Source organism: Synechococcus sp. BIOS-U3-1 (genome assembly GCF_014279975.1).
Lineage (GTDB): Bacteria > Cyanobacteriota > Cyanobacteriia > PCC-6307 > Cyanobiaceae > Synechococcus_C.
In genome coordinates, this window is record NZ_CP047936.1 from 1,285,768 (window position 1) to 1,303,863 (window position 18,096).

At 55.3% G+C, this 18,096-nt stretch carries 17 protein-coding genes; 12 read left to right on the forward strand and 5 right to left on the reverse strand.

The features are described 5' to 3' along the window. The first annotated feature begins 22 nt into the window (after positions 1-22). Genes SynBIOSU31_RS06765 through SynBIOSU31_RS06775 form a run of 3 tightly spaced genes read left to right on the forward strand, consistent with a single transcriptional unit; the run spans position 23 to position 2,960 of the window. Positions 23-364 carry a DUF1257 domain-containing protein gene (locus SynBIOSU31_RS06765; protein ID WP_186492669.1) on the forward strand — a complete coding sequence of 114 codons (342 nt, stop codon included), beginning with the start codon at positions 23-25 and terminating at the stop codon, positions 362-364. Beyond that, the gene (locus SynBIOSU31_RS06770; RefSeq protein ID WP_186492670.1) at positions 364-2,061 is read left to right on the forward strand and encodes a M61 family metallopeptidase; all 1,698 of its coding nucleotides are present in this window, start codon (positions 364-366) and stop codon (positions 2,059-2,061) included. The genes SynBIOSU31_RS06765 and SynBIOSU31_RS06770 overlap by 1 nt, the downstream gene beginning before the upstream one ends. Further along, positions 2,043-2,960, forward strand: coding sequence for an N-acetylmuramoyl-L-alanine amidase (locus tag SynBIOSU31_RS06775; RefSeq protein ID WP_186492671.1), 918 nt, complete (start codon positions 2,043-2,045; stop codon positions 2,958-2,960). The genes SynBIOSU31_RS06770 and SynBIOSU31_RS06775 overlap by 19 nt, the downstream gene beginning before the upstream one ends. Positions 2,961-2,977: 17 nt before the next feature. Here the strand turns inward: SynBIOSU31_RS06775 and SynBIOSU31_RS06780 are convergent, their stop codons facing one another. Then, the gene (locus SynBIOSU31_RS06780) at positions 2,978-3,733 is read right to left on the reverse strand and encodes a helicase DnaB (RefSeq protein ID WP_370593690.1); all 756 of its coding nucleotides are present in this window, start codon (positions 3,731-3,733) and stop codon (positions 2,978-2,980) included. Positions 3,734-3,884: 151 nt separating this feature from the next. On the opposite strand from SynBIOSU31_RS06780, the gene SynBIOSU31_RS06785 reads away from it, so the two are divergent. Next, the gene (locus SynBIOSU31_RS06785) at positions 3,885-5,483 is read left to right on the forward strand and encodes a glucose-6-phosphate isomerase (RefSeq protein ID WP_186492673.1); all 1,599 of its coding nucleotides are present in this window, start codon (positions 3,885-3,887) and stop codon (positions 5,481-5,483) included. A gap of 7 nt (positions 5,484-5,490) precedes the next feature. On the opposite strand, the gene leuS is transcribed toward SynBIOSU31_RS06785, so the two are convergent. Both leuS and SynBIOSU31_RS06795 read right to left on the reverse strand, forming a co-directional pair. After that, positions 5,491-8,127, reverse strand: a complete 2,637-nt coding sequence (gene leuS, locus SynBIOSU31_RS06790) for a leucine--tRNA ligase (protein ID WP_370593691.1) — start codon at positions 8,125-8,127, stop codon at positions 5,491-5,493. Between the two features lie 70 nt (positions 8,128-8,197). Then, positions 8,198-8,392, reverse strand: coding sequence for an Hfq-related RNA-binding protein (locus tag SynBIOSU31_RS06795; RefSeq protein WP_370593692.1), 195 nt, complete (start codon positions 8,390-8,392; stop codon positions 8,198-8,200). Positions 8,393-8,601: 209 nt separating this feature from the next. Here SynBIOSU31_RS06795 and SynBIOSU31_RS06800 point away from each other — a divergent pair, with 209 nt between their 5' ends. From SynBIOSU31_RS06800 to SynBIOSU31_RS06830, 7 genes are all read left to right on the forward strand, one after another. Beyond that, positions 8,602-8,832, forward strand: coding sequence for a hypothetical protein (locus tag SynBIOSU31_RS06800; RefSeq protein WP_186492676.1), 231 nt, complete (start codon positions 8,602-8,604; stop codon positions 8,830-8,832). Positions 8,833-9,123: 291 nt separating this feature from the next. Then, on the forward strand, positions 9,124-9,372 hold the full coding sequence (locus tag SynBIOSU31_RS06805) for a hypothetical protein (protein WP_255477406.1): 249 nt from the start codon (positions 9,124-9,126) through the stop codon (positions 9,370-9,372). A 391-nt stretch (positions 9,373-9,763) separates the two neighbouring features. Then, the gene (gene dapF, locus SynBIOSU31_RS06810; RefSeq protein WP_186492677.1) at positions 9,764-10,876 is read left to right on the forward strand and encodes a diaminopimelate epimerase; all 1,113 of its coding nucleotides are present in this window, start codon (positions 9,764-9,766) and stop codon (positions 10,874-10,876) included. Between the two features lie 7 nt (positions 10,877-10,883). Then, a complete protein-coding gene (locus SynBIOSU31_RS06815) occupies positions 10,884-12,044 on the forward strand; it encodes a cysteine desulfurase family protein (RefSeq protein ID WP_255477407.1) in 1,161 nt (386 codons plus the stop codon). A 46-nt stretch (positions 12,045-12,090) separates the two neighbouring features. Then, positions 12,091-12,786: a DUF1995 family protein gene (locus SynBIOSU31_RS06820; RefSeq protein WP_186492678.1), complete on the forward strand. Its 696-nt coding sequence runs from the start codon at positions 12,091-12,093 to the stop codon at positions 12,784-12,786. A gap of 46 nt (positions 12,787-12,832) precedes the next feature. Continuing rightward, positions 12,833-13,348 carry a DUF4330 domain-containing protein gene (locus SynBIOSU31_RS06825; protein ID WP_186492679.1) on the forward strand — a complete coding sequence of 172 codons (516 nt, stop codon included), beginning with the start codon at positions 12,833-12,835 and terminating at the stop codon, positions 13,346-13,348. Continuing rightward, on the forward strand, positions 13,345-14,646 hold the full coding sequence (locus SynBIOSU31_RS06830; protein WP_370593693.1) for a D-alanyl-D-alanine carboxypeptidase/D-alanyl-D-alanine-endopeptidase: 1,302 nt from the start codon (positions 13,345-13,347) through the stop codon (positions 14,644-14,646). The genes SynBIOSU31_RS06825 and SynBIOSU31_RS06830 overlap by 4 nt, the downstream gene beginning before the upstream one ends. On the opposite strand, the gene SynBIOSU31_RS06835 is transcribed toward SynBIOSU31_RS06830, so the two are convergent. Then, positions 14,591-15,520 (reverse strand): hypothetical protein, encoded by a 930-nt coding sequence (locus SynBIOSU31_RS06835; protein ID WP_186492681.1) that lies wholly within the window; start codon positions 15,518-15,520, stop codon positions 14,591-14,593. The genes SynBIOSU31_RS06830 and SynBIOSU31_RS06835 overlap by 56 nt on opposite strands. Beyond that, positions 15,517-16,014 carry a pantetheine-phosphate adenylyltransferase gene (gene coaD, locus SynBIOSU31_RS06840; protein ID WP_186492682.1) on the reverse strand — a complete coding sequence of 166 codons (498 nt, stop codon included), beginning with the start codon at positions 16,012-16,014 and terminating at the stop codon, positions 15,517-15,519. Before coaD ends, SynBIOSU31_RS06835 begins: the two co-directional genes overlap by 4 nt. A gap of 62 nt (positions 16,015-16,076) precedes the next feature. Here coaD and uvrC point away from each other — a divergent pair, with 62 nt between their 5' ends. After that, positions 16,077-18,047, forward strand: a complete 1,971-nt coding sequence (gene uvrC / locus SynBIOSU31_RS06845; RefSeq protein WP_186492683.1) for an excinuclease ABC subunit UvrC — start codon at positions 16,077-16,079, stop codon at positions 18,045-18,047. Positions 18,048-18,096: the final 49 nt, after the last annotated feature.

Consider the following 18,096-nt stretch of genomic DNA (forward strand, 5'->3'; position numbering starts at 1 on the left):
ATTGCGCGGGCATTCCGGTTACATGTCCCATCTGTCCATCCTGCCCACATTGGTGACCGATCTCGATTTGCTTGAGATCGCTCTCCACAACGAGGGGTTCAAGGTCTTTCGCGGAGGAGTTGTGAGCTCCTTCGACAGTCATCAGTCGGTTGATCTGGCTGCAGTCCATCCATCAGGTCTGCAATTGGGCTGGAGACACAGCGACAACCAGCCCCATTTCGATCTGGTCGCTGACCTCGCCGCACCAGAGGGTTCAGGACTAACCGAACCCACTCTGCGACGTGTCTTGCGTCGCTACGCCATGAACCATGCCATGCGGCAGGCCGAACTGTTTGATGTCGAGACGGTTACTGCCGGCATCTGATGGCCGACGTTCACGTTGCGCTCGATCTCGGTTCTCCCGCCTCACAGCTTCTCTGGGTTGAGCTCCGATGGAGTCCCACTCAACCTCGGCAAACCTGGAGCTTGCCGGTTTGGACTCCGGGGTCCTACACAGTCAGGGATCCATCCCAGCATCTTCACAGCCTCACTGTTCAGCAGGCAGGGCAGTTGCTGTTCCCCCGTCGCCGATCACCGGAGACATGGGATGTGGAGTGCCTTGTTTCAGAACCGCTCACGGTGCGTTACGCACTCGAAGCAAGGCAACTGACTGTCCGCACCAATCACGTTGATCCAGTCTTCGCATCACTCTGCCTTTCCGCAGTCGTGATGTTGATAGAGGGTCAACGCTGGAATCAACACGTTCTGGAGGTCTTGCTCCCCGCCTCCTGGACTGCGGTCTGCCCGTTACCACGGAACAACGGCTCGTTTCTGGCTGAGGACTTCGACCATCTTGTGGATGCACCGGTCCATGCCGGTGAGCTTCATGTCGAGATGCTCAACGTGAGGAAGGTGTCTCATGAACTGGTGTTGATTGGTACTCCGCCATCTGGATGGTCATCAACGCTGCCAGCAGAGATCGAGTCCATCTGCTCGTCGGTCTGCGATCTGATGGGTTCGGACCCCCCTTCGCGAGAGCCTTATCAGCTGGTGTTGCAACTGCTGGATCAGGGCTATGGAGGTTTGGAGCACGACAATTCCTCGGTCATGCAGTTCCCCTGGACTCGGTTGCTTGAGAACGGCGGAACCCGCAGTTTGCTGCAGTTGATCGGCCATGAATATCTGCATCAGTGGAACGTCCGACGACTCCGACCCAGCGAATACGTTCCTTATCGCTACGACCGGCCGGTGATCAGCGAGGGCCTCTGGTTTGCTGAAGGCATCACCAGTTATTTCGACCTGGCTCTGCCTCTGCTGTCTGGTTTTTCCAGCCGCTTGGATCTGCTCGAGGATCTAGCGGCGGATCTCTCCCACGTACTGCTGAATCCAGGGACCACGATTCAGTCCCTCGCCGATAGCTCAAGAGAGGCCTGGGTGCGCCTCTATAAGCAGTCCCCCGCCAATGCCCGAAGTCAGATCAGCTATTACCGGTTGGGAACCGCTCTGGCCTTCTGCCTTGATGTGCGTCTGCGTCAAGTCGGTGGATCTCTGGCTGAAACCCTGCGCCTTTTGTGGTCCCGACTAGGGGTCCACGGACGGGGGTATACGCGCCACGATCTGATGGAGGTCATCTCAGCCAGCTCTGCTGAACTGGCTGCACAACTGCCAATTTGGTTGGATAACTGTGGCTCGATCCCGGTCGAGTCCTGCCTAAACGAACTAGGCCTCCAGCTCGAGCCGGTGATGGCAGCTCATCCCGATGCGGGATGGACGCTGCGTGAAGCAGATGGAAGTGTGTGGATTGATCGCACAGTTTCCTCTGGGGCCGCTGAATCAGCTGGTCTGGTCGCCGGCGATGAGTTGTTGTCACTCAGGAACTGGCGTTGCCAAAACCTGCAACGAAGCCAGCAGTTGCTGCATGGTTCGGATCAATGTCAGGTGATGTACAGCCGTCGTGGCCGGATCGCCAGCACGGAGCTATTCCTGAAGAAGGCCGGGGTGGAACGCCATCGATTGGCCTGGGACCCTGGTGCGACCAGGGAGGCTCGTTCGCTTCGTGATCAATGGTTCCAGATCATCTGAACCGGTTTTGTCTCAAGGCCTTTGGCTTGTTGCGCAACCCAGGTGCTGGAATTCTGCTGGCAACAACATCCACGCTTGTGCTGGTCTTGTCGCTGGTGGGCTTCACTGCGGAAAAGTCCACTGAGCGTCTCGCTCGTAAGCCTTCCCTGCTGGATTTGCTAAACGAAGTTGCTCGCGACTCCGATCTGAACAACGTCCTGCCAGGAGAGCAACCCGATGCTCCCAAAGTTGCGTCCTGGTCCTCTCCTCTGGCACAACAATGTTCGGGTATCGATCAGTCGATGCGCAGCCGACTTCTGGGCAAGCGCAGCAAACTCCCTCAGCTGCGCCAATCGATTCCGGCTGACCCGACCAACTACGGAGACCGCTTCCGCAGCAATCCATGGGGCCAGGCCATCAACCCTGTTCCACGGGTTGTGGTGCTGCATGAGACGGTTTACTCCCTCACTTCAGCAGTGAATACATTCCTGACCCCCCATCCCCGTGATGAGGATCAAGTCAGTTACCACACGCTTGTTGGCTTAGATGGATCGATCGTGGATTTAGTGGATCCACTCAAACGGGCTTACGGCGCTGGATACTCTGCGTTTCTCGGCGAGTGGGCTGTCACCAATGCCGAGTTCGATGGCTCTGTCAATAACTTTGCCCTGCATCTCAGTCTTGAAACTCCGGATGATGGGCATGGAAGTCATGGAGAGCACAGCGGTTACACGGCCGCTCAGTACGACGCTTTGGCCCTTGTTCTGGATGGTTGGTTAAGGCGCTTTGAGATCGATCCTGCTGCGATCACAACCCACCGGCATGTTGACTTGGGTGGAGCCAGGGCTGATCCCCGCAGCTTCTCCTGGTCCGATCTCCAGAACCGCCTTGCAGCTTTAGGCAGCCTCTGCAATTCGTAGCCAACCGCGCTGGCCGTTCAGATCACAGGAAGCGGTGCGGGACGGATCGTGGAATAAATCAGTCCATGTAATGCAGGGTCTTGCATATAGCGGAGGACCCTGGCGGGGTAATCAAGCTTGCCGTTATGCAAGTAAGCCAGTGTGGCAATGGCTTTGGCATCGACGTAGGACCGGCTGGCAATCAGAATCGATTCACGCTCTAGTCCGAGCTCCACTTTCAGTCGCGCAAGCTTCGCCGCCAGTAGCTCCACATTGGCATCCGGATTCATGAGTAGGTCTCGGGCAGCTGCAATCTGCTGAGGTGAGGGATCGGCCGGAAGTCGCCCTTGATGAATCAGTTCACTGATTCCCAGCTGAGCAGGTCCATGCGTCTCAACAAGACCTGAGTGAACAACGAACGGCAGATCCTCTCCAGGTTTGGAATGCTGAATTTCATCAAACAGGATGGCCGTGATCAACATTGGATTGATCCGGTGGCGATTGGCTTCCCTTTGGATGACCGGTTTCAGTCTGTTGAGTCTCGACAGGGTGTTGGCACGGAGAGGCTGTAGCTGATCAACCCCGCGAGTGAACAACTGAGCGAGTTGGGTCTGAGGTCCGTGTACACCAAATCGGCGCTGCAGATGTTCCAGCTCTTCGGCACTGAAATCAGTCGGATCGGGATCACTCTCCCGAGACAGCGGTGAGGATGATCGCGCTAGATCCCCGTGAGGATTGATTCCTCGCAGGGGTGCCCAAACAGTCAGTGATGCAGCGAGCGCTGTGACTGTCACAGCTGCAATGCTTGTCAATACCCTCGGGACCATTGCGGAGTAGAAACTGAACCTGTCAGGAAGCATTGACGGAGATTAGCCGTGGTGTCTCAGTTCATGGGCATTCCGCTGGATCGTGGATAACTTCGGCACAGAGAGTTCTCTCCATTAGATGAGTTTCCCGGATTTCAGTGCCACGGATGCCCAGATTCAATGGCAGAGATTCTGTGATCTTCTCTGGCACCACGAGGACCTCGGTATGTGGCTGGATGTCAGTCGCATGCACTTGAATAATGCTCAGCTCGAAGAGCTCACACCCAGACTGGAAAAGGCTTTCGAGGCGATGAAGGCCCTTGAGAACGGTGCCATCGCCAATGCAGATGAAAGTCGTCAGGTTGGTCATTACTGGCTGAGACATCCTCAACTGGCTCCTGATCCGGAAGTGAGTCAGCACATTGCCTCCGAAATTGATCAGATCGAGCAGTTCGGTAAGGCGGTGATCAACGGAACGATTAAGTCTCCGACTGGTCAACCCTTCACGGATGTGCTCTGGATCGGCATCGGTGGCAGTGGACTCGGCCCTCTGTTGATGATTCGTGCTCTTCAGGACAAGGGTGTAGGCCTTCCCTTCCACTTCTTCGACAATGTGGATCCGAATGGAATGAGTCGGGTCCTAAGCGAGCTTGGTGATGTTCTACGCACCACCTTGGTTGTCACGGTGAGCAAATCCGGAGGGACAGCTGAGCCCCATATGGGAATGGAGCAGGCACGCCATCGCATTAAGGCGGTCGGGGGGAACTGGTCGGCTCAGGCTGTGGCGATCACCATGGCTGACAGCAAGCTCGATCAACAGGCCGTCGATGAACAGTGGCTTCAGCGCTTTGACATGTTCGATTGGGTCGGAGGCCGCACCAGCATCACCAGTGCTGTTGGTCTGGTTTCGGGAGCTTTGATCGGATCTGATATCCGCAGTTTCCTGGCCGGTGCGTCTCAGATGGACGAAGCTACTCGTGAAAGTGATGTGCGGCGCAACCCTGCAGCACTGATGGCAGCAGCCTGGTACTCGGCCGGGGAAGGCAAGGGCAAGCGCGACATGGTCGTGCTCCCCTATCGCGATCGTCTGGAGGTGTTCAGTCGTTACCTGCAGCAGCTGGTGATGGAGTCTCTCGGTAAGCGACTCGATCGCAATGGTGATGTGGTCCATCAGGGCATTGCTGTTTATGGCAACAAGGGGTCAACGGACCAACACGCCTACGTTCAGCAATTGAGAGATGGTGTCGACAATTTTTTCGTGACATTCATCGAAGTGCTTCGTGATGTTGAGGACATCCCCGAGATCAATGGAGAGAGGCCTGGAGACTTTCTCGATGGATTCCTTCAGGGAACCCGCTCGGCCCTGACTGAAGGTGGACGGCAGAGCTTGAGTATCAGCATGCGTCAATTCGATGCTCGCCGACTTGGTGCTCTGATTGCACTTTTTGAGCGTGCCGTGGGCTTCTACGGAGAACTGGTCAACATCAATGCTTATCACCAGCCCGGAGTAGAGGCCGGCAAGAAGGCCGCAGCGGCGATCCTCAAACTCCAGCTCCAGGTGGAGGAAGTACTCAGCGATGGCGTGTCTCGCTCAGTTGTGGAGATCCAACAGGCCATCGGTGAAGGATCGGTTGAAGCAGTCTTCTGGATTGTGCGCCATCTCACCGGTAACAATCGCGGCTATCAGGCACAAGGCGACTGGAACAAACCGGCAACTCTGCGTTTCAGTCAATCCTGATCGGCATTCAGGAAGGCACCAGATTGACCAGCTTTCCAGGCACCACAATCACCCGTCTGGGCGGCTTTCCATCCAACCAGCGCTCGGCCACTTCGCTGGCCAGCGCGAGGCTCTCAAGTGTTTCCTTGTCGCAGTCAGCTGGAACCTGAATGGTTCCACGAACCTTTCCCTTGACCTGAATCACTAGATCAACAGTGTCCTGTAGGAGTGCTTCTGGGTCATGGACCGGCCAGGTCTGGTCATGAACACTGCCCTCTCCACCGAGTCGAACCCAGAATTCCTCTGCAAGGTGCGGTGCAAATGGAGCCAGAAGTCTGATCAGTGCTCCCATCGCCTCCACCTGGACCGGTCTTGATGCTTCAAGTACAGGTCCTGAAAGACTGTTCGAGAGTTTCATCAATTCCGAAATCGCGGTGTTGAACTGGAAATCGCCGCTGAGATCCTCACCCACAGCCTGAATAGCTAGATGTACGGCACGTCGAATTGCTGTTTCTGATTCCGACAGCTCTGCGGGTCTTTCTGTTGAGTTGTTGCTGAATAGTTGATCCGGAGCTGTCACTTTCCTGACGCTGTCCACCAGACGCCAGAGACGTTGAAGAAAGCGGAACTGGCCTTCCACATCGGCGTCATCCCACTCAAGATCCTTCTCCGGTGGTGCTTTGAAAAGGATGAACATCCGAGCTGTGTCCGCTCCATAGCGGTCAATGACCAGTGCTGGGTCGACTCCGTTGTGCTTCGACTTGGACATTTTTTCGAACAGCACCTCAAGTTCCCCTCCGTCGTCGGGGTCAGTGGGAGCATCCTGATCAGCAACCAGAGCCGGAGCGACATATTTCCCGGTACGTGGATTGCGGTAGGTCACCCCTTGCACCATTCCCTGAGTCAACAGCCGCTCGAAGGGCTCACTAACCGTGATCAGTCCGCGATCCTTCAGTTCTTTGGTGAAAAATCTCGAATAGAGCAAGTGCAGAATGGCGTGCTCAATGCCTCCCACGTACTGCTGAACGGGCAGCCAGCGCTTCACGGCCTCATTGTTAAAAGGACGGTCGGAGTTGTGAGGATCAGCAAATCGCAGGAAATACCAGGACGAACACATGAAAGTGTCCATGGTGTCTGTCTCGCGCCTTGCCGGCTTCCCACAGATTGGGCAAGGGACTTTCACCCAGGCATCAAGTGCGGCAAGTGGTGATCCCCCTTTGCCAGCCAGGTTGACGTTTTTTGGAAGAGCCACCGGTAACTGATCCGTTGGAACCGGCTGTGCGCCGCAGTCAGGGCAATGAATGATTGGAATCGGACAACCCCAGTAGCGCTGCCGCGAGATCAGCCAATCTCGAAGCCTGTATTGACGCTTCGCTCGTGCCCATCCATTTGTCGTTCCCAGTTCGGTGATCGACTGCTTGGCCTGGTCATTGCTCTGTCCATCGAACGCTCCGCTGTTCACCAGGGTTCCAGGGCCTGTCCATGCCTCACCGTCGTTGAGGTGTTCATCAGCGCCGTCCACCTGGATCACGCGCTGCACAGGTAGTTCGTAAGTTCGTGCGAAGCGGAAATCGCGTTCGTCATGGGCGGGTACTCCCATCACTGCTCCGGTTCCATAACCCGCCAGGACGTAGTCAGCGACCAAGATCGGCACGGTCTGACCGTTGGCCGGATTCACCGCCTCGGCACCCGTGGCGACACCCCGCTTGGGGCGCTCATCCGCCGTTCGCTCATCGTTCGAAAGCTCGCCGACCAGATCGCGGAAGGCTTCGACCGATTCACGCTGATCGGCAGTGGTGAGAACATCAACCAATGGATGTTCAGGGGCCAGAACGACATAACTGACACCGAAGAGGGTGTCAGCCCTGGTTGTGAACACAGAGATCGTGACGTCGCGGTGGCCTTCCACCTGAAAGTCGATTTCAGCCCCGATCGAGCGTCCGATCCAGTTGGCTTGCATCGTTCGGACCCGTTCAGGCCAACCCTGAAGCAGATTTAGGTCGTCGAGCAGTGAATCCGCGTACTGGGTGATTTTCAAGAACCACTGCTTTAGGTTTTTCTGCTCGACCAGTGCACCGGAACGCCAGGAGCGCCCTTCGGAATCAACTTGCTCGTTAGCAAGCACCGTTTGGTCGATGGGGTCCCAGTTGACAGTTGCTTCTTTCTGGTAGGCCAGGCCTGCTGAATGCAACTCGAGAAAGAGCCACTGCGTCCAGCGGTAATAGTCCTCATGGCATGTGGCCTGTTCTCGTGACCAGTCGATCGATAGCCCCAGACGACCGAGCTGATTGCGCATTTGTTCAATATTTCGGTCCGTCCAGACCCCAGGGTCCACGTTGCGTTCAATCGCCGCGTTTTCAGCAGGCAACCCAAAGGCGTCCCAACCCATCGGATGCAGCACAGCATCACCGCGCATGCGCTGAGCTCTGGCGATCACATCGGTAATCACGTAGTTCCGAACATGCCCCATATGAAGGCTGCCGGAGGGGTATGGAAACATCGAAAGCGCATAAAAGGCCTTCTGGTTTGGCCCTGGCTCTCGCGTTTGATAAAGAGCCTCTTGGTCCCATTTCCGCTGCCACTGTTCCTCGAGGAGTGAGGGGTCGTAGCGGTCGGACAGCCCCGGGGTGGATTCGGGCATGGATGAGGACTGCGGGGCTGTCACATCAGGAGAACACCTGCGAGCGATCGTGACACAGCTTGAGGCCTTTCTCTTGAAGCAGTCCTGAAGTCGCTTAGGCCAGGGGGCGAATGGTGAGCACCGCCAGTCGATTGATCAAGATGGGGTCGTTGCTTTCGTCCTTTTGGAGTGCAAAGTAGTGAGGATCCTGCCAAGCGAGTCGGCCATCCAATCTGCGGCCATCATTCAGCTCGATTCCGAGCACGCGCTGCTCACGAATCCATGACTGAATCAATCGTATACCGGGCAAGCTGGGATCAAAGCCCGTTGAATCCATGATGTGGAAATAAAAAAGACCATGATTCACGCACTCCAGCAAAGACCCATGGCAACGTCAATCAGGCGAGAGCGGTGGGTTGCTCGGTTATCGAGTGATCCTGCAGACTGATCGTGTCCGTGCCTGATAACAAGGCATCAACCTGTCCTACACAATTGAAGTACCGATTACGGTCTTGATCTTTGAAACTAACGCCTGAAACAAGAGAGCAATTGCTCATCTCGCTGACGAATCAGTGGGCGTCCATGTTGGATCAACTTGACGAAGGTGACTTTACTCCTGAAGATTTTTATGAGATCCGTAAAGTGGATTCTGATGATGAACTGGTGAAGGAGAGCGGCTGTCAAACAGATGAGGAACTGAATCAATTCCTAAACGACTGGTATTACAGCGGATTCTGGGTCTCACCTTGATTAACAATGATATTCGAGCTAGCGCCCCTATGATTAGACATTGATAGCTGTATACGTCGTGATTGTTTTAATCGGTTTCAAGGGAGATTAATCGAAATTCGTTGCGATTAAACAGTGCTGCTCAAAATATCGATCAATTCCGAATTTTAGTGTTACTTAAATAGATTCACTTCTTCAATCAGCGTGGAGTAGCCTTTTGCTTAAATACGTATTCAAATAGAAATGATTTTCTCAACAAGGCTATTGAGTTGTGTCGTTTTAGGGCTTCTCCTGGAAGGTTGTCAGTATTTTATGTCTCCTCAGGCAATGCTGGAAGGCACCGAGGCTGATGAGCTTTGTTATCAGTGGAAAGAGGAATCAAAACGTGAAATCATCAAATTCGGTATGGACTATGCGTTATTTAATAGACGCTGTGAGCTGAACTCTGAGCAGTCGTTGTACCTTGGCTATGAGGGTGATTATTTGACTGGCAACCAAGTACAAGACGAGAAAATTATGGAGAATTGGATTGTCGTGAAGACATTCAGTCTTAAGAATTGAAGCTGTGCTGGAGACTGCCTGGCCCATCGATCGCGAGCTTCTTGCAGGCAAATCAAAGTTATCGATCAACGTATCGTTTGATTCGTCTTTGTGCTGCAATCATCTGATCAATGCAACACGTTTGTCTGCCGCTACCATTAAATTAGCGGCGATTTTGCTAAGAATTCCGTGTTGAATTTTTTACTCCTGCTCATCTTGCCTCTCGTGGCAATGCTCGGAGGTTGGGCAATTCTCTCATCAACAACCTGAATTGAGAGCTCATAGGGGTGGAGATAGGAAACAGGGATCGGCCCGGTTTGAGTTCTGGAGTCGCATTCAGCTGAACAGGGTTGGATGTTGAATATCAATTCTTCAAATCCTGTAACGTGTTGGTATCACAGGAATATTCTGAATGCTGACGTTCAGTAAATATCAAGGGCTCGGCAACGACTTCATTTTGATGGAGGGACGTTCCGGACAATTGCCCGCCGAGATTCATACCCCCGATCCAAGCTGGGTCCAACGCCTTTGTGATCGACGCTTCGGCATTGGAGCTGATGGATTGATCCTGGCTCTTCCTCCGGAGAACGATGCTGAGCTGCGCATGCGCATCTTCAATGCCGATGGGTCTGAAGCAGAGATGTGCGGCAATGGAATTCGTTGTCTTGCTCGCTTCCTCGCTGACAGCGATGGAGATGGTCCGGGACGTCGATGGTCGATCGAGACCCCCGCTGGTCTGATCATTCCGGAACTTCAGAATGATGGCCAGATCCGTGTGGATATGGGAGGTCCCTTTTTGGAGCCTGACTCTGTCCCCACCACCCTCTTAGCTGATGTAACCGGACTGCCTGTGGGTGATCTCAACCTTGGTGGTGACACTGTTGGACTTGCCGCAGTGGGTATGGGAAATCCCCATGCGATCGTTCCCGTCGACGATCTCAACTCCATCCCTTTTGAGCGCTGGGGGGCAGAGCTGGAGTGCCACCAGGTGTTTCCGGCCAAGACCAATGTGCATTTTCTGAAAGTTCACGGACGCTCTCAACTTGAAATCAGAGTGTGGGAACGAGGAGCCGGTCCCACACTTGCCTGTGGTACAGGCGCCTGCGCAACGCTTGTGGCTGCTGTTCTGCTCGGTCTCAGCGACCGGGAAGCGACTGTTGAGTTGCCGGGTGGCCCTCTTCAGATCAGCTGGAAGAACAACGCTGCATCGGTGTTCATGACTGGTCCTGCCGTTTCCGTGTTCGATGGTGTTCTCAATCCTGATCTCATCCCATTTCAGGCTTCAATCACTGACCTCAGCATTGATGAAGCATCTGTGGTGAAAGCGGAACAAGCTGCGCCACTCCAAGCAGCCAATCATGAGTCCGACAACAGCCAATCAGCTGATGCATGTTCAGAGGAGGAAGCCCAGTCCAGAGCTCAGAAGTTTCTTGCCTCTAACTCCCTGGATTCGATGATCAACATCGCCACTGAATCCCTAGAACAGCGAACGCTTTCGCGTCTCCAACGCGATACCCAACCCTGAGAGCCGTGTGATTTATCTCGATGCCTGCGCCACGGCCCCCCTAAGGCCTGGGGTACTGCAACGCATGATCGAGACCCAGGATCAAGCCTGGGCTAATCCTTCCAGTCTGCATGGCTTCGGTCTAAAAGCCTCTGAATCGCTTGAGAGAGCTCGTTCTCAGATTGCTGCAAACCTTTGTGCAGATCACCAGGATGTGGTCTTCACCTCTGGTGCCACTGAATCCATTCATCTCGCGCTTCATGGGCTTGCTGCCTCATGTTCACCGGGCCGGATTGTGATCTCATCGGTGGAACATCCCGCCGTCTCCGGAGCAGCTCATCTGCTGTCCATGAGTGGCTGGGACGTGACCGAATGGCCTGTTGATCAGCTGGGCAGGGTCAGACTCGAGCTTCTAGACCAGTTGCTGGCGCCACCTACCAAGATGGTCTCTTTGGTTTGGGGGCAGGGTGAAGTCGGCACGATCCAACCTCTGCTGAGCGTTGCAGACGCTTGCAGATCTAGGGGGATTCCCATTCACACCGATGCAACCCAGGTCATGAGCCAGGCACTTCCGAGCTGGAAGCAGTTACCCGTTGATTTACTGAGCTGCTCGGCCCACAAGTGTGGGGGACCTCGAGGGATCGGCCTGCTGATGACTCGTGAATCGCACCGCTCGACTCTGGAGCCGCTCTTTTCGGGGGGGGGGCAGGAGGGAGGCCTCAGGAGTGGTACTGAATCAGTTGTTTTGGTTGCCGGCATGGCCGCTGCGCTGGATCAGATCGAATGTTGTCCTCCAGTCGATCTCGCTCGATCAGGACAGGGCATCGCTGACCTGCGAGACGCTTTACGCGACCAATTGCTCAGGGATGAACGGCTGACGCTCTGTGGAGATCCAAAGAATCGACTGCCTCACCATCTGTCACTGCTGGTGAGCGATTACAACGGCAAGCCTGTCTCAGGGCGTGGTCTAGTTCGCTGTCTTGATGCGTGCGGATTGGCGGTGAGCAGCGGCAGTGCCTGTTCCTCTGGAAAGGACAGCGACAGCCCTGTCTTGGTCGCCATGGGCACTCCAGTGACCATGCGCCGATCCAGCATCCGAATCAGCCTCGGTCCGTGGATTGAACACAAGCTGCTTGATGAGATTCTGCAGCGCTTTCATGCCGGACTAGAGCAGGCACTCAGCAGTTGATGCTCCAGCGGCAGTACGCTCCGCCCCAATGATCTGACAGACCCTGTTGAGCGCCGTTCTTCCCGCAGATTTATCCGAAGCTGAACAGCGGACTTTCGTGGCTCTCTGTGAGGTCCTCAGCACCAAACGTCGTGGCCGCTGGCAAGTGACCTGGAAGTTTGAGGGCCTTCGTCTACTCGGACCCTCCATCCGACTGACTCAGGCCTTGAGGGATAGCGGTATCAGCCTGTTGCTGGCCTGGCCAGATGCAGGCGCTGCAGCCCTCGCTAAGCGTGATGGACCTGACATTGCTGAGTGCTGCGTCGATCTGAATCAGCTGCAACGCGACCCTGCCTGGGCTGGGCGTGGTGATCTCTTACTGATTGTTGGCGCTCAACCAAGCGATTACGAAACAGTTGAAGCGATCTGCGCTCAGTGGTTTGAACCGGTTGTGTTGTTGAACAGCCGTTTGGAAGATGCTGCAGTCGGAATCGGCAGCGTGGCTCGTCAGCGACGAAAGGGATTTATGTCCACCTGGCAATCGGCCTTTCATTTGGAACCCTTTTTGCAAGGAGCTCTGTTGCAGGAACATCAGCAGCAGTGGGACCTCTTCAGACAGGACTCGGACGGATATCGCTGGGTACAGCAATTCGATGCCCGTCCAGATCAGGAACAGATAGACGAGGCTCTTGCCAGTGCAGGGGATGGTTTGAGACAGACCCTCGGGGCGATGGATCGTTTCATCGACGATCTGCGTGGTTGATACCCAGGCCCATCACTTTTAGTGTTGCCGTCTCAAGCTCACTCCTATGGCCTTCTCTGATCGCCTTCGATCAATGTCCATCATCGACGCAGCCGCAGTGGTTGTTGCTCTGGTGGCTGTCGGAGGTGTGTTGTGGAGTCCGAAGCTCAGTAACACCGTCGCCAGGGCTACAGGGGCCATCCAACCGGTGGAGGTCACTGTGGATGTCCGCAACACCAGTGCTGCGGATCCGGATCAGTTGATCGCGGAAGCTCTGAAATCAGGTCGTACATCCCTGGTGATCCGTAATCAGCCAGCTGGGAGTGTGCAACTGATCAGAATCGATGACATCAGACGTCAGCTTGCATCTGTTCTTCCTGATGGCAGCGTTGTGATGGCTGATGACCCCAACAGGGAGATCCAAGGCATGCTCGATGCCCGTTTCGTTCTCCAGGGAGACGCCACAGTCACCTCGTCCGGTGTTGTCATCGCAGGAACAAAGCTCAAAGTGGGAATTCCTGTAGAACTTGAAGGCCGTTTTTATCGGGTGAACGGAATCGTCAGTGGAGTCTCCGTGCAATGAGAACCATGTTCGTCACCTCTGGATTTTTACTGATTCCTCTGGCCATGCCTGTGGCCGCCAGACAAGTTGATCCGCTGAATATCCCGCCGCCGCCACCAACAGAGCAACCATTCCCCCAGCTGCAGCGTGGTCGTTCTTGCCCAGCTCTTGTCAAAGCTCTTAGAACCAATCTTGGAAGCGAAGCAAGAGTCTGGTCCGTCACTGTTCTCAATAGCGATGGAGATGTTCTTGGGGACGTCAACGGTTCCGTCCCGAGAATTCCAGCGTCCAATCAAAAGTTGATCAGTACGGCCTATGCCCTTGATCGACTTGGCCCTGATTTCCGATTGAAAACCCAGCTGATTCAGAGGTCAGACGGCTCGATGGAGTTGAACGGCCAGGGAGATCCAGATCTTGGAATCGCAGGTCTTCAACGGTTTGTTCTTGCCGCTCTTCGTCAGGGTGGCGCCAGAGGCAACTCTGTGGAGGCCGTCAAACTGATGGTGCGAGAGGAGCCTCGTAGCAACTGGTGGCCAAGCGATTGGCACCCTGCCGATCGTGGTTATGCCTATGGCGCTCCGATTACGCGTCTGGCTCTGACCAGCAATGCCGTTGGTGGTGCCGTAAGCGATCCCTATTTGCGCCTGCAACGACTGTTCCAGCAAGAAGCGATGCGACGCGGCGGAACGGTTCAGATCCAGAGGGGGCAGCCTCTTATTGGAACGATTTCAGCTGTGCATCAGGAGAACGTGGTGCTGCATGAGGAGAGTTCTGCTCCCATGCATGCACTGCTCAGTCTTGCCAACACTGAGAGCCATAATTTCACCGCTGAGGTGCTCCTGCGCCAGGCTTCAGGAGTCTGGGACGTCAGGGCGGCTTCCCGTGCAACGGAGCGCTGGATGGTCGAGCAGGGGTTGCCGATTCAGGGGCTACGAGTGGCCGACGGCAGTGGATTGTCACGCAACAATCGGGTCACGAGCAACACAATTGCAGCTCTGCTGATGCGTATGGATCAACATCCGTACTCCGCTTACTACCAGGCCTCAATGGCCATTGCAGGGCAGAGGGGCACTCTGCGCAATCTTTACCGAGGTTCCGTTCTTGATGGACGCTTCAGAGGCAAGACAGGAACCATCAGCGGCGTTCGAAGCATTTCTGGTTACCTACAAACCGTGGACGGTCCCAGATACGTGAGCATGATTTCCAACGGATCTGTGAGCCCCAACACGGTGATGGGGCAAATCCTGCGATCGGTCCAGAGGTTCAGCCCATGCCCCTCATCTTTCGCACCCGCGAAGCGGCCCGACGTGCTCGGCTGATCGGAACGGTCTTGCCATCTTTGGCATCAACCTCGGATGGATCTTGACGTCCGGTTTGGATTTTCACTAATTCTTGGCGTCCGGCCAGGACCACTTGAGCCATCTCCTTGAGCCTCTGCTCGAGTTCACCGAGGGTCTGTTCGGCATAACGGTTTGCTCCATCCTGCACATTCCCAGCTTCTTGACGGCTCCGCTGAATCAGCGATTCACACTGTTGCTGTGTCTGCTGTCTGAACTGGAGAGCATCTTGGTGAAGTCGCTCGGCTTCAGTCTGAGCTTCTTTCTGCAACCGAAGTCCTTCAACACGAATTTGCTCGAGCTCCTGGAGTGACTGCTGGCGATTGCGCTCATGTTGCTCGGTCAGCTGTCGCTTAAGTTCATTGGCTTCCTGATCAAGTTGTTGCCGTCGTTGCAACGACTCCTGCTCAAGCTGTTGGCGACGGGACGCAAACTGCTGCTCAAGCTGCGCATGCTTCGACTGCATGTCCTGCTCCATCTGGGCGGACTGCTGACGGACGCCCTGCAACATCTGTTCGCACTGTTGGCGAACCTGTTCACGCATGTCGTTGACCTGACGTTCCGCTTCCTGACGGATCGACGCTTGGGCAAGAAGCTGTTCGCGTTGTTGCTGGGCTTTGTTGACGATCTCGTCGGCCTGAGCTCGGGCAGTGGAAATGAACTCATCACGCTTTTGGAGCAGCTGATCGGCCTGCTCGACTTGGCCGGGCACTGCTTCTCGGACCGCGTCAAGCAACTCAACAGCATCCTGCTCGTTAACGAGCCTTCCGCCGCTGAAGGGAACGCGACTTCCCTCCAGAACGATCTCCTCGAGCTGGTCGAGCTGGTCGAGTACGGAGAACCGGATCTCGCTCATCGCTGCGGTTGGTTGAAAGCCGAATTAAAGAACCTCATGAGGTCCTCCGCCACCACCGGGGGGACCATATGGTCGACAGATCCCCCGAAACGGGCCACTTCCTTCACCACAGAACTGCTGAGAAAGCTGTAGTGAGCAGACGTGCTGAGGAACACTGTCTCAAAATCCGGATCCAGTGAACGGTTTGTATGGGCGATCTGCAACTCGTATTCAAAATCGCTCATCGCACGCAGACCACGCAGGATGAGTCGTGTGCCAGAGGATCTGGCGCAGTCAACGGTGAGACCGTCGAAACTGATCACACTCACGTTGCTGAGATGGCCAGTCGAGACACGGATCTGATGCAGTCGCTCATCCAGCGAAAAGGCGGGTGACTTTCCTGGGTTCTGAAGCACCGCAACAATCAGTTCTTCAACAAGTGATGATCCGCGTTCAATCAGATCAAGATGACCGAGGGTCAAAGGGTCGAAGCTGCCTGGATAGAGCGCTTTCATCGCGACAACCTCAGCGGGTGCTGGCCGGATCCTATGCACATCAGCATCACTAGATTCTCGGCATGCCCACCTTGCTCGAGCAACCGGATCGCCTGGAACGTCGGCTGAAGGACATCCCGACCGAACCTGGTTGCTACTTGATGCGTGACGCTGAGGATCGTCTTCTTTACGTCGGCAAATCAAAGAGTCTGCGCAGCAGGGTGCGCAGTTATTTCCGTAGCCGACACGATCTGAGTCCACGCATCCGTTTGATGGTGCGTCAGATCGCTGAGATCGAGTTCATCGTGACCGATAGCGAGGCAGAGGCACTCGCGTTGGAATCCAATCTGATCAAGAACCAGCAGCCGCACTTCAATGTGCTGCTCAAGGATGACAAGAAATATCCCTATCTCTGCATTACTTGGAGTGAGGCTTACCCGAGAATTTTCATCACTCGGCGTCGACGCTTTCGCAGCCCGTTGGATCGTTTCTACGGTCCTTACGTCGATGTGGGTCTGTTGAGGAAAACGTTGTTTCTCGTCAAGCGGGTGTTCCCGCTTAGGCAACGTCCTAGGCCATTGCATCAGGACCGCACCTGTCTGAACTACAACATCGGACGTTGTCCTGGTGTCTGCCAGGAGCAGATCAGCTCAGAGGACTACCACCGCACGCTGCGCAAGGTGGCGATGGTGTTTCAGGGGCGAAGCGACGAGCTTCAGAAACTCCTTCACCAACAGATGGATCGCTATGCCGAACGTCTGGATTTTGAAGCAGCCGCAAAAGTGCGTGATCAGCTCCAAGGTCTTGATCAGCTGACGGCAGATCAGAAAATGAGCCTGCCCGATGCTTCCGTCAGCCGTGATGTGATCGCCATGGCTGCCGATGAACGGCTAGCTGCCGTCCAGTTGTTCCAAATGCGGGCTGGCAAGCTCGTCGGGCGACTCGGCTACATGGCTGATGCTTGCAATCAGGATCCCGGACAGATTCTCCAGCGTGTGATTGAAGAGCACTACAGCCAGGTGGACGCTGTTGAGATCCCTCCCGAGCTGCTCGTTCAGCACCCTCTTCTCCAACAGCCCCTCCTCGAGGAGTGGCTGACGGAACAGCGCGAGCGCAGGGTTCAGATTCACTGCCCGAAGCAGCGTCAGAAAGCAGATCTGATTGAACTGGTTCAGCGCAATGCCGACTATGAGCTCCAACGGGCGAAGCAAGGGCAGGAGCAGCAGGCTCTCGCGACCGAAGATCTCGCTCAGCTTTTGGAGCTGCCTTCGCCACCACGACGGATCGAGGGCTATGACATCAGTCACATTCAGGGCAGCGATGCCGTTGCATCCCAGGTGGTGTTCATTGATGGCCTGCCGGCTAAGCAGCACTATCGCAAGTACAAAATCCGCAGCAGCAGCATCAGGGCTGGGCACAGCGACGATTTCATGGCCATGGCTGAAATCATGCGGCGCCGCTTCCGCCGTTGGTCTCGCGCTAAGGCGGAAGGTGTTGATGTTGGAGCCCTGCGTCATCGGGGAGGAAGTGCCCTGCAGACCGATGGTCTTAATGACTGGCCGGATGTGGTGATGATTGACGGAGGAAAGGGCCAGCTCTCCGCGGTGATGGAAGCTCTTAGAGAGCTTGACCTGCAACAGGATCTCAATGTCTGTTCTCTGGCCAAGCAAAGAGAAGAAATTTTTCTACCAGGTGAAAGTCAGCCGCTGGAGAGCGAACCCGATCAGCTCGGCGTGGCCCTGTTGCGTCGCCTTCGCGATGAAGCTCACCGGTTTGCAGTGAGCTTCCATCGACAGCAGAGGGGTGAGCGGATGAAACGATCACGTCTGTCTGACATTCCAGGCGTCGGTCCAAAACGCGTGAAAGATCTGCTGGGTCATTTCCATTCCATCGATGCCATTCAGCTGGCACCGGTTGAAACACTCGCTCTGGCGCCAGGTGTTGGTCTGGCACTGGCTCGAGACATCCATCGCTTCTTCCATCCTGATGAAGATGGAAATCAAGAGGGAGAGCAGGATGGGCAGATTAAAGACCCGGACTCTTCAACGCCATGATCCGTGCTTTCACGTTGGCCGCACTGGTGATTGGTCTGGTGGTTGGTCT

What these genes read in the sequence shown, in the direction of transcription:
- dapF (WP_186492677.1), top strand. Translation starts at nt 9,764, where the DNA reads ATGCTGACGTTCAGTAAATATCAAGGGCTCGGCAACGACTTCATTTTG.
- SynBIOSU31_RS06805 (WP_255477406.1), top strand. Translation starts at nt 9,124, where the DNA reads ATGTCTCCTCAGGCAATGCTGGAAGGCACCGAGGCTGATGAGCTTTGT.
- SynBIOSU31_RS06825 (WP_186492679.1), top strand. Translation starts at nt 12,833, where the DNA reads ATGGCCTTCTCTGATCGCCTTCGATCAATGTCCATCATCGACGCAGCC.
- SynBIOSU31_RS06785 (WP_186492673.1), top strand. Translation starts at nt 3,885, where the DNA reads ATGAGTTTCCCGGATTTCAGTGCCACGGATGCCCAGATTCAATGGCAG.
- SynBIOSU31_RS06770 (WP_186492670.1), top strand. Translation starts at nt 364, where the DNA reads ATGGCCGACGTTCACGTTGCGCTCGATCTCGGTTCTCCCGCCTCACAG.
- SynBIOSU31_RS06835 (WP_186492681.1), bottom strand. Translation starts at nt 15,520, where the DNA reads ATGAGCGAGATCCGGTTCTCCGTACTCGACCAGCTCGACCAGCTCGAG.
- SynBIOSU31_RS06830 (WP_370593693.1), top strand. Translation starts at nt 13,345, where the DNA reads ATGAGAACCATGTTCGTCACCTCTGGATTTTTACTGATTCCTCTGGCC.
- coaD (WP_186492682.1), bottom strand. Translation starts at nt 16,014, where the DNA reads ATGAAAGCGCTCTATCCAGGCAGCTTCGACCCTTTGACCCTCGGTCAT.
- uvrC (WP_186492683.1), top strand. Translation starts at nt 16,077, where the DNA reads ATGCCCACCTTGCTCGAGCAACCGGATCGCCTGGAACGTCGGCTGAAG.
- SynBIOSU31_RS06765 (WP_186492669.1), top strand. Translation starts at nt 23, where the DNA reads ATGTCCCATCTGTCCATCCTGCCCACATTGGTGACCGATCTCGATTTG.
- SynBIOSU31_RS06775 (WP_186492671.1), top strand. Translation starts at nt 2,043, where the DNA reads ATGGTTCCAGATCATCTGAACCGGTTTTGTCTCAAGGCCTTTGGCTTG.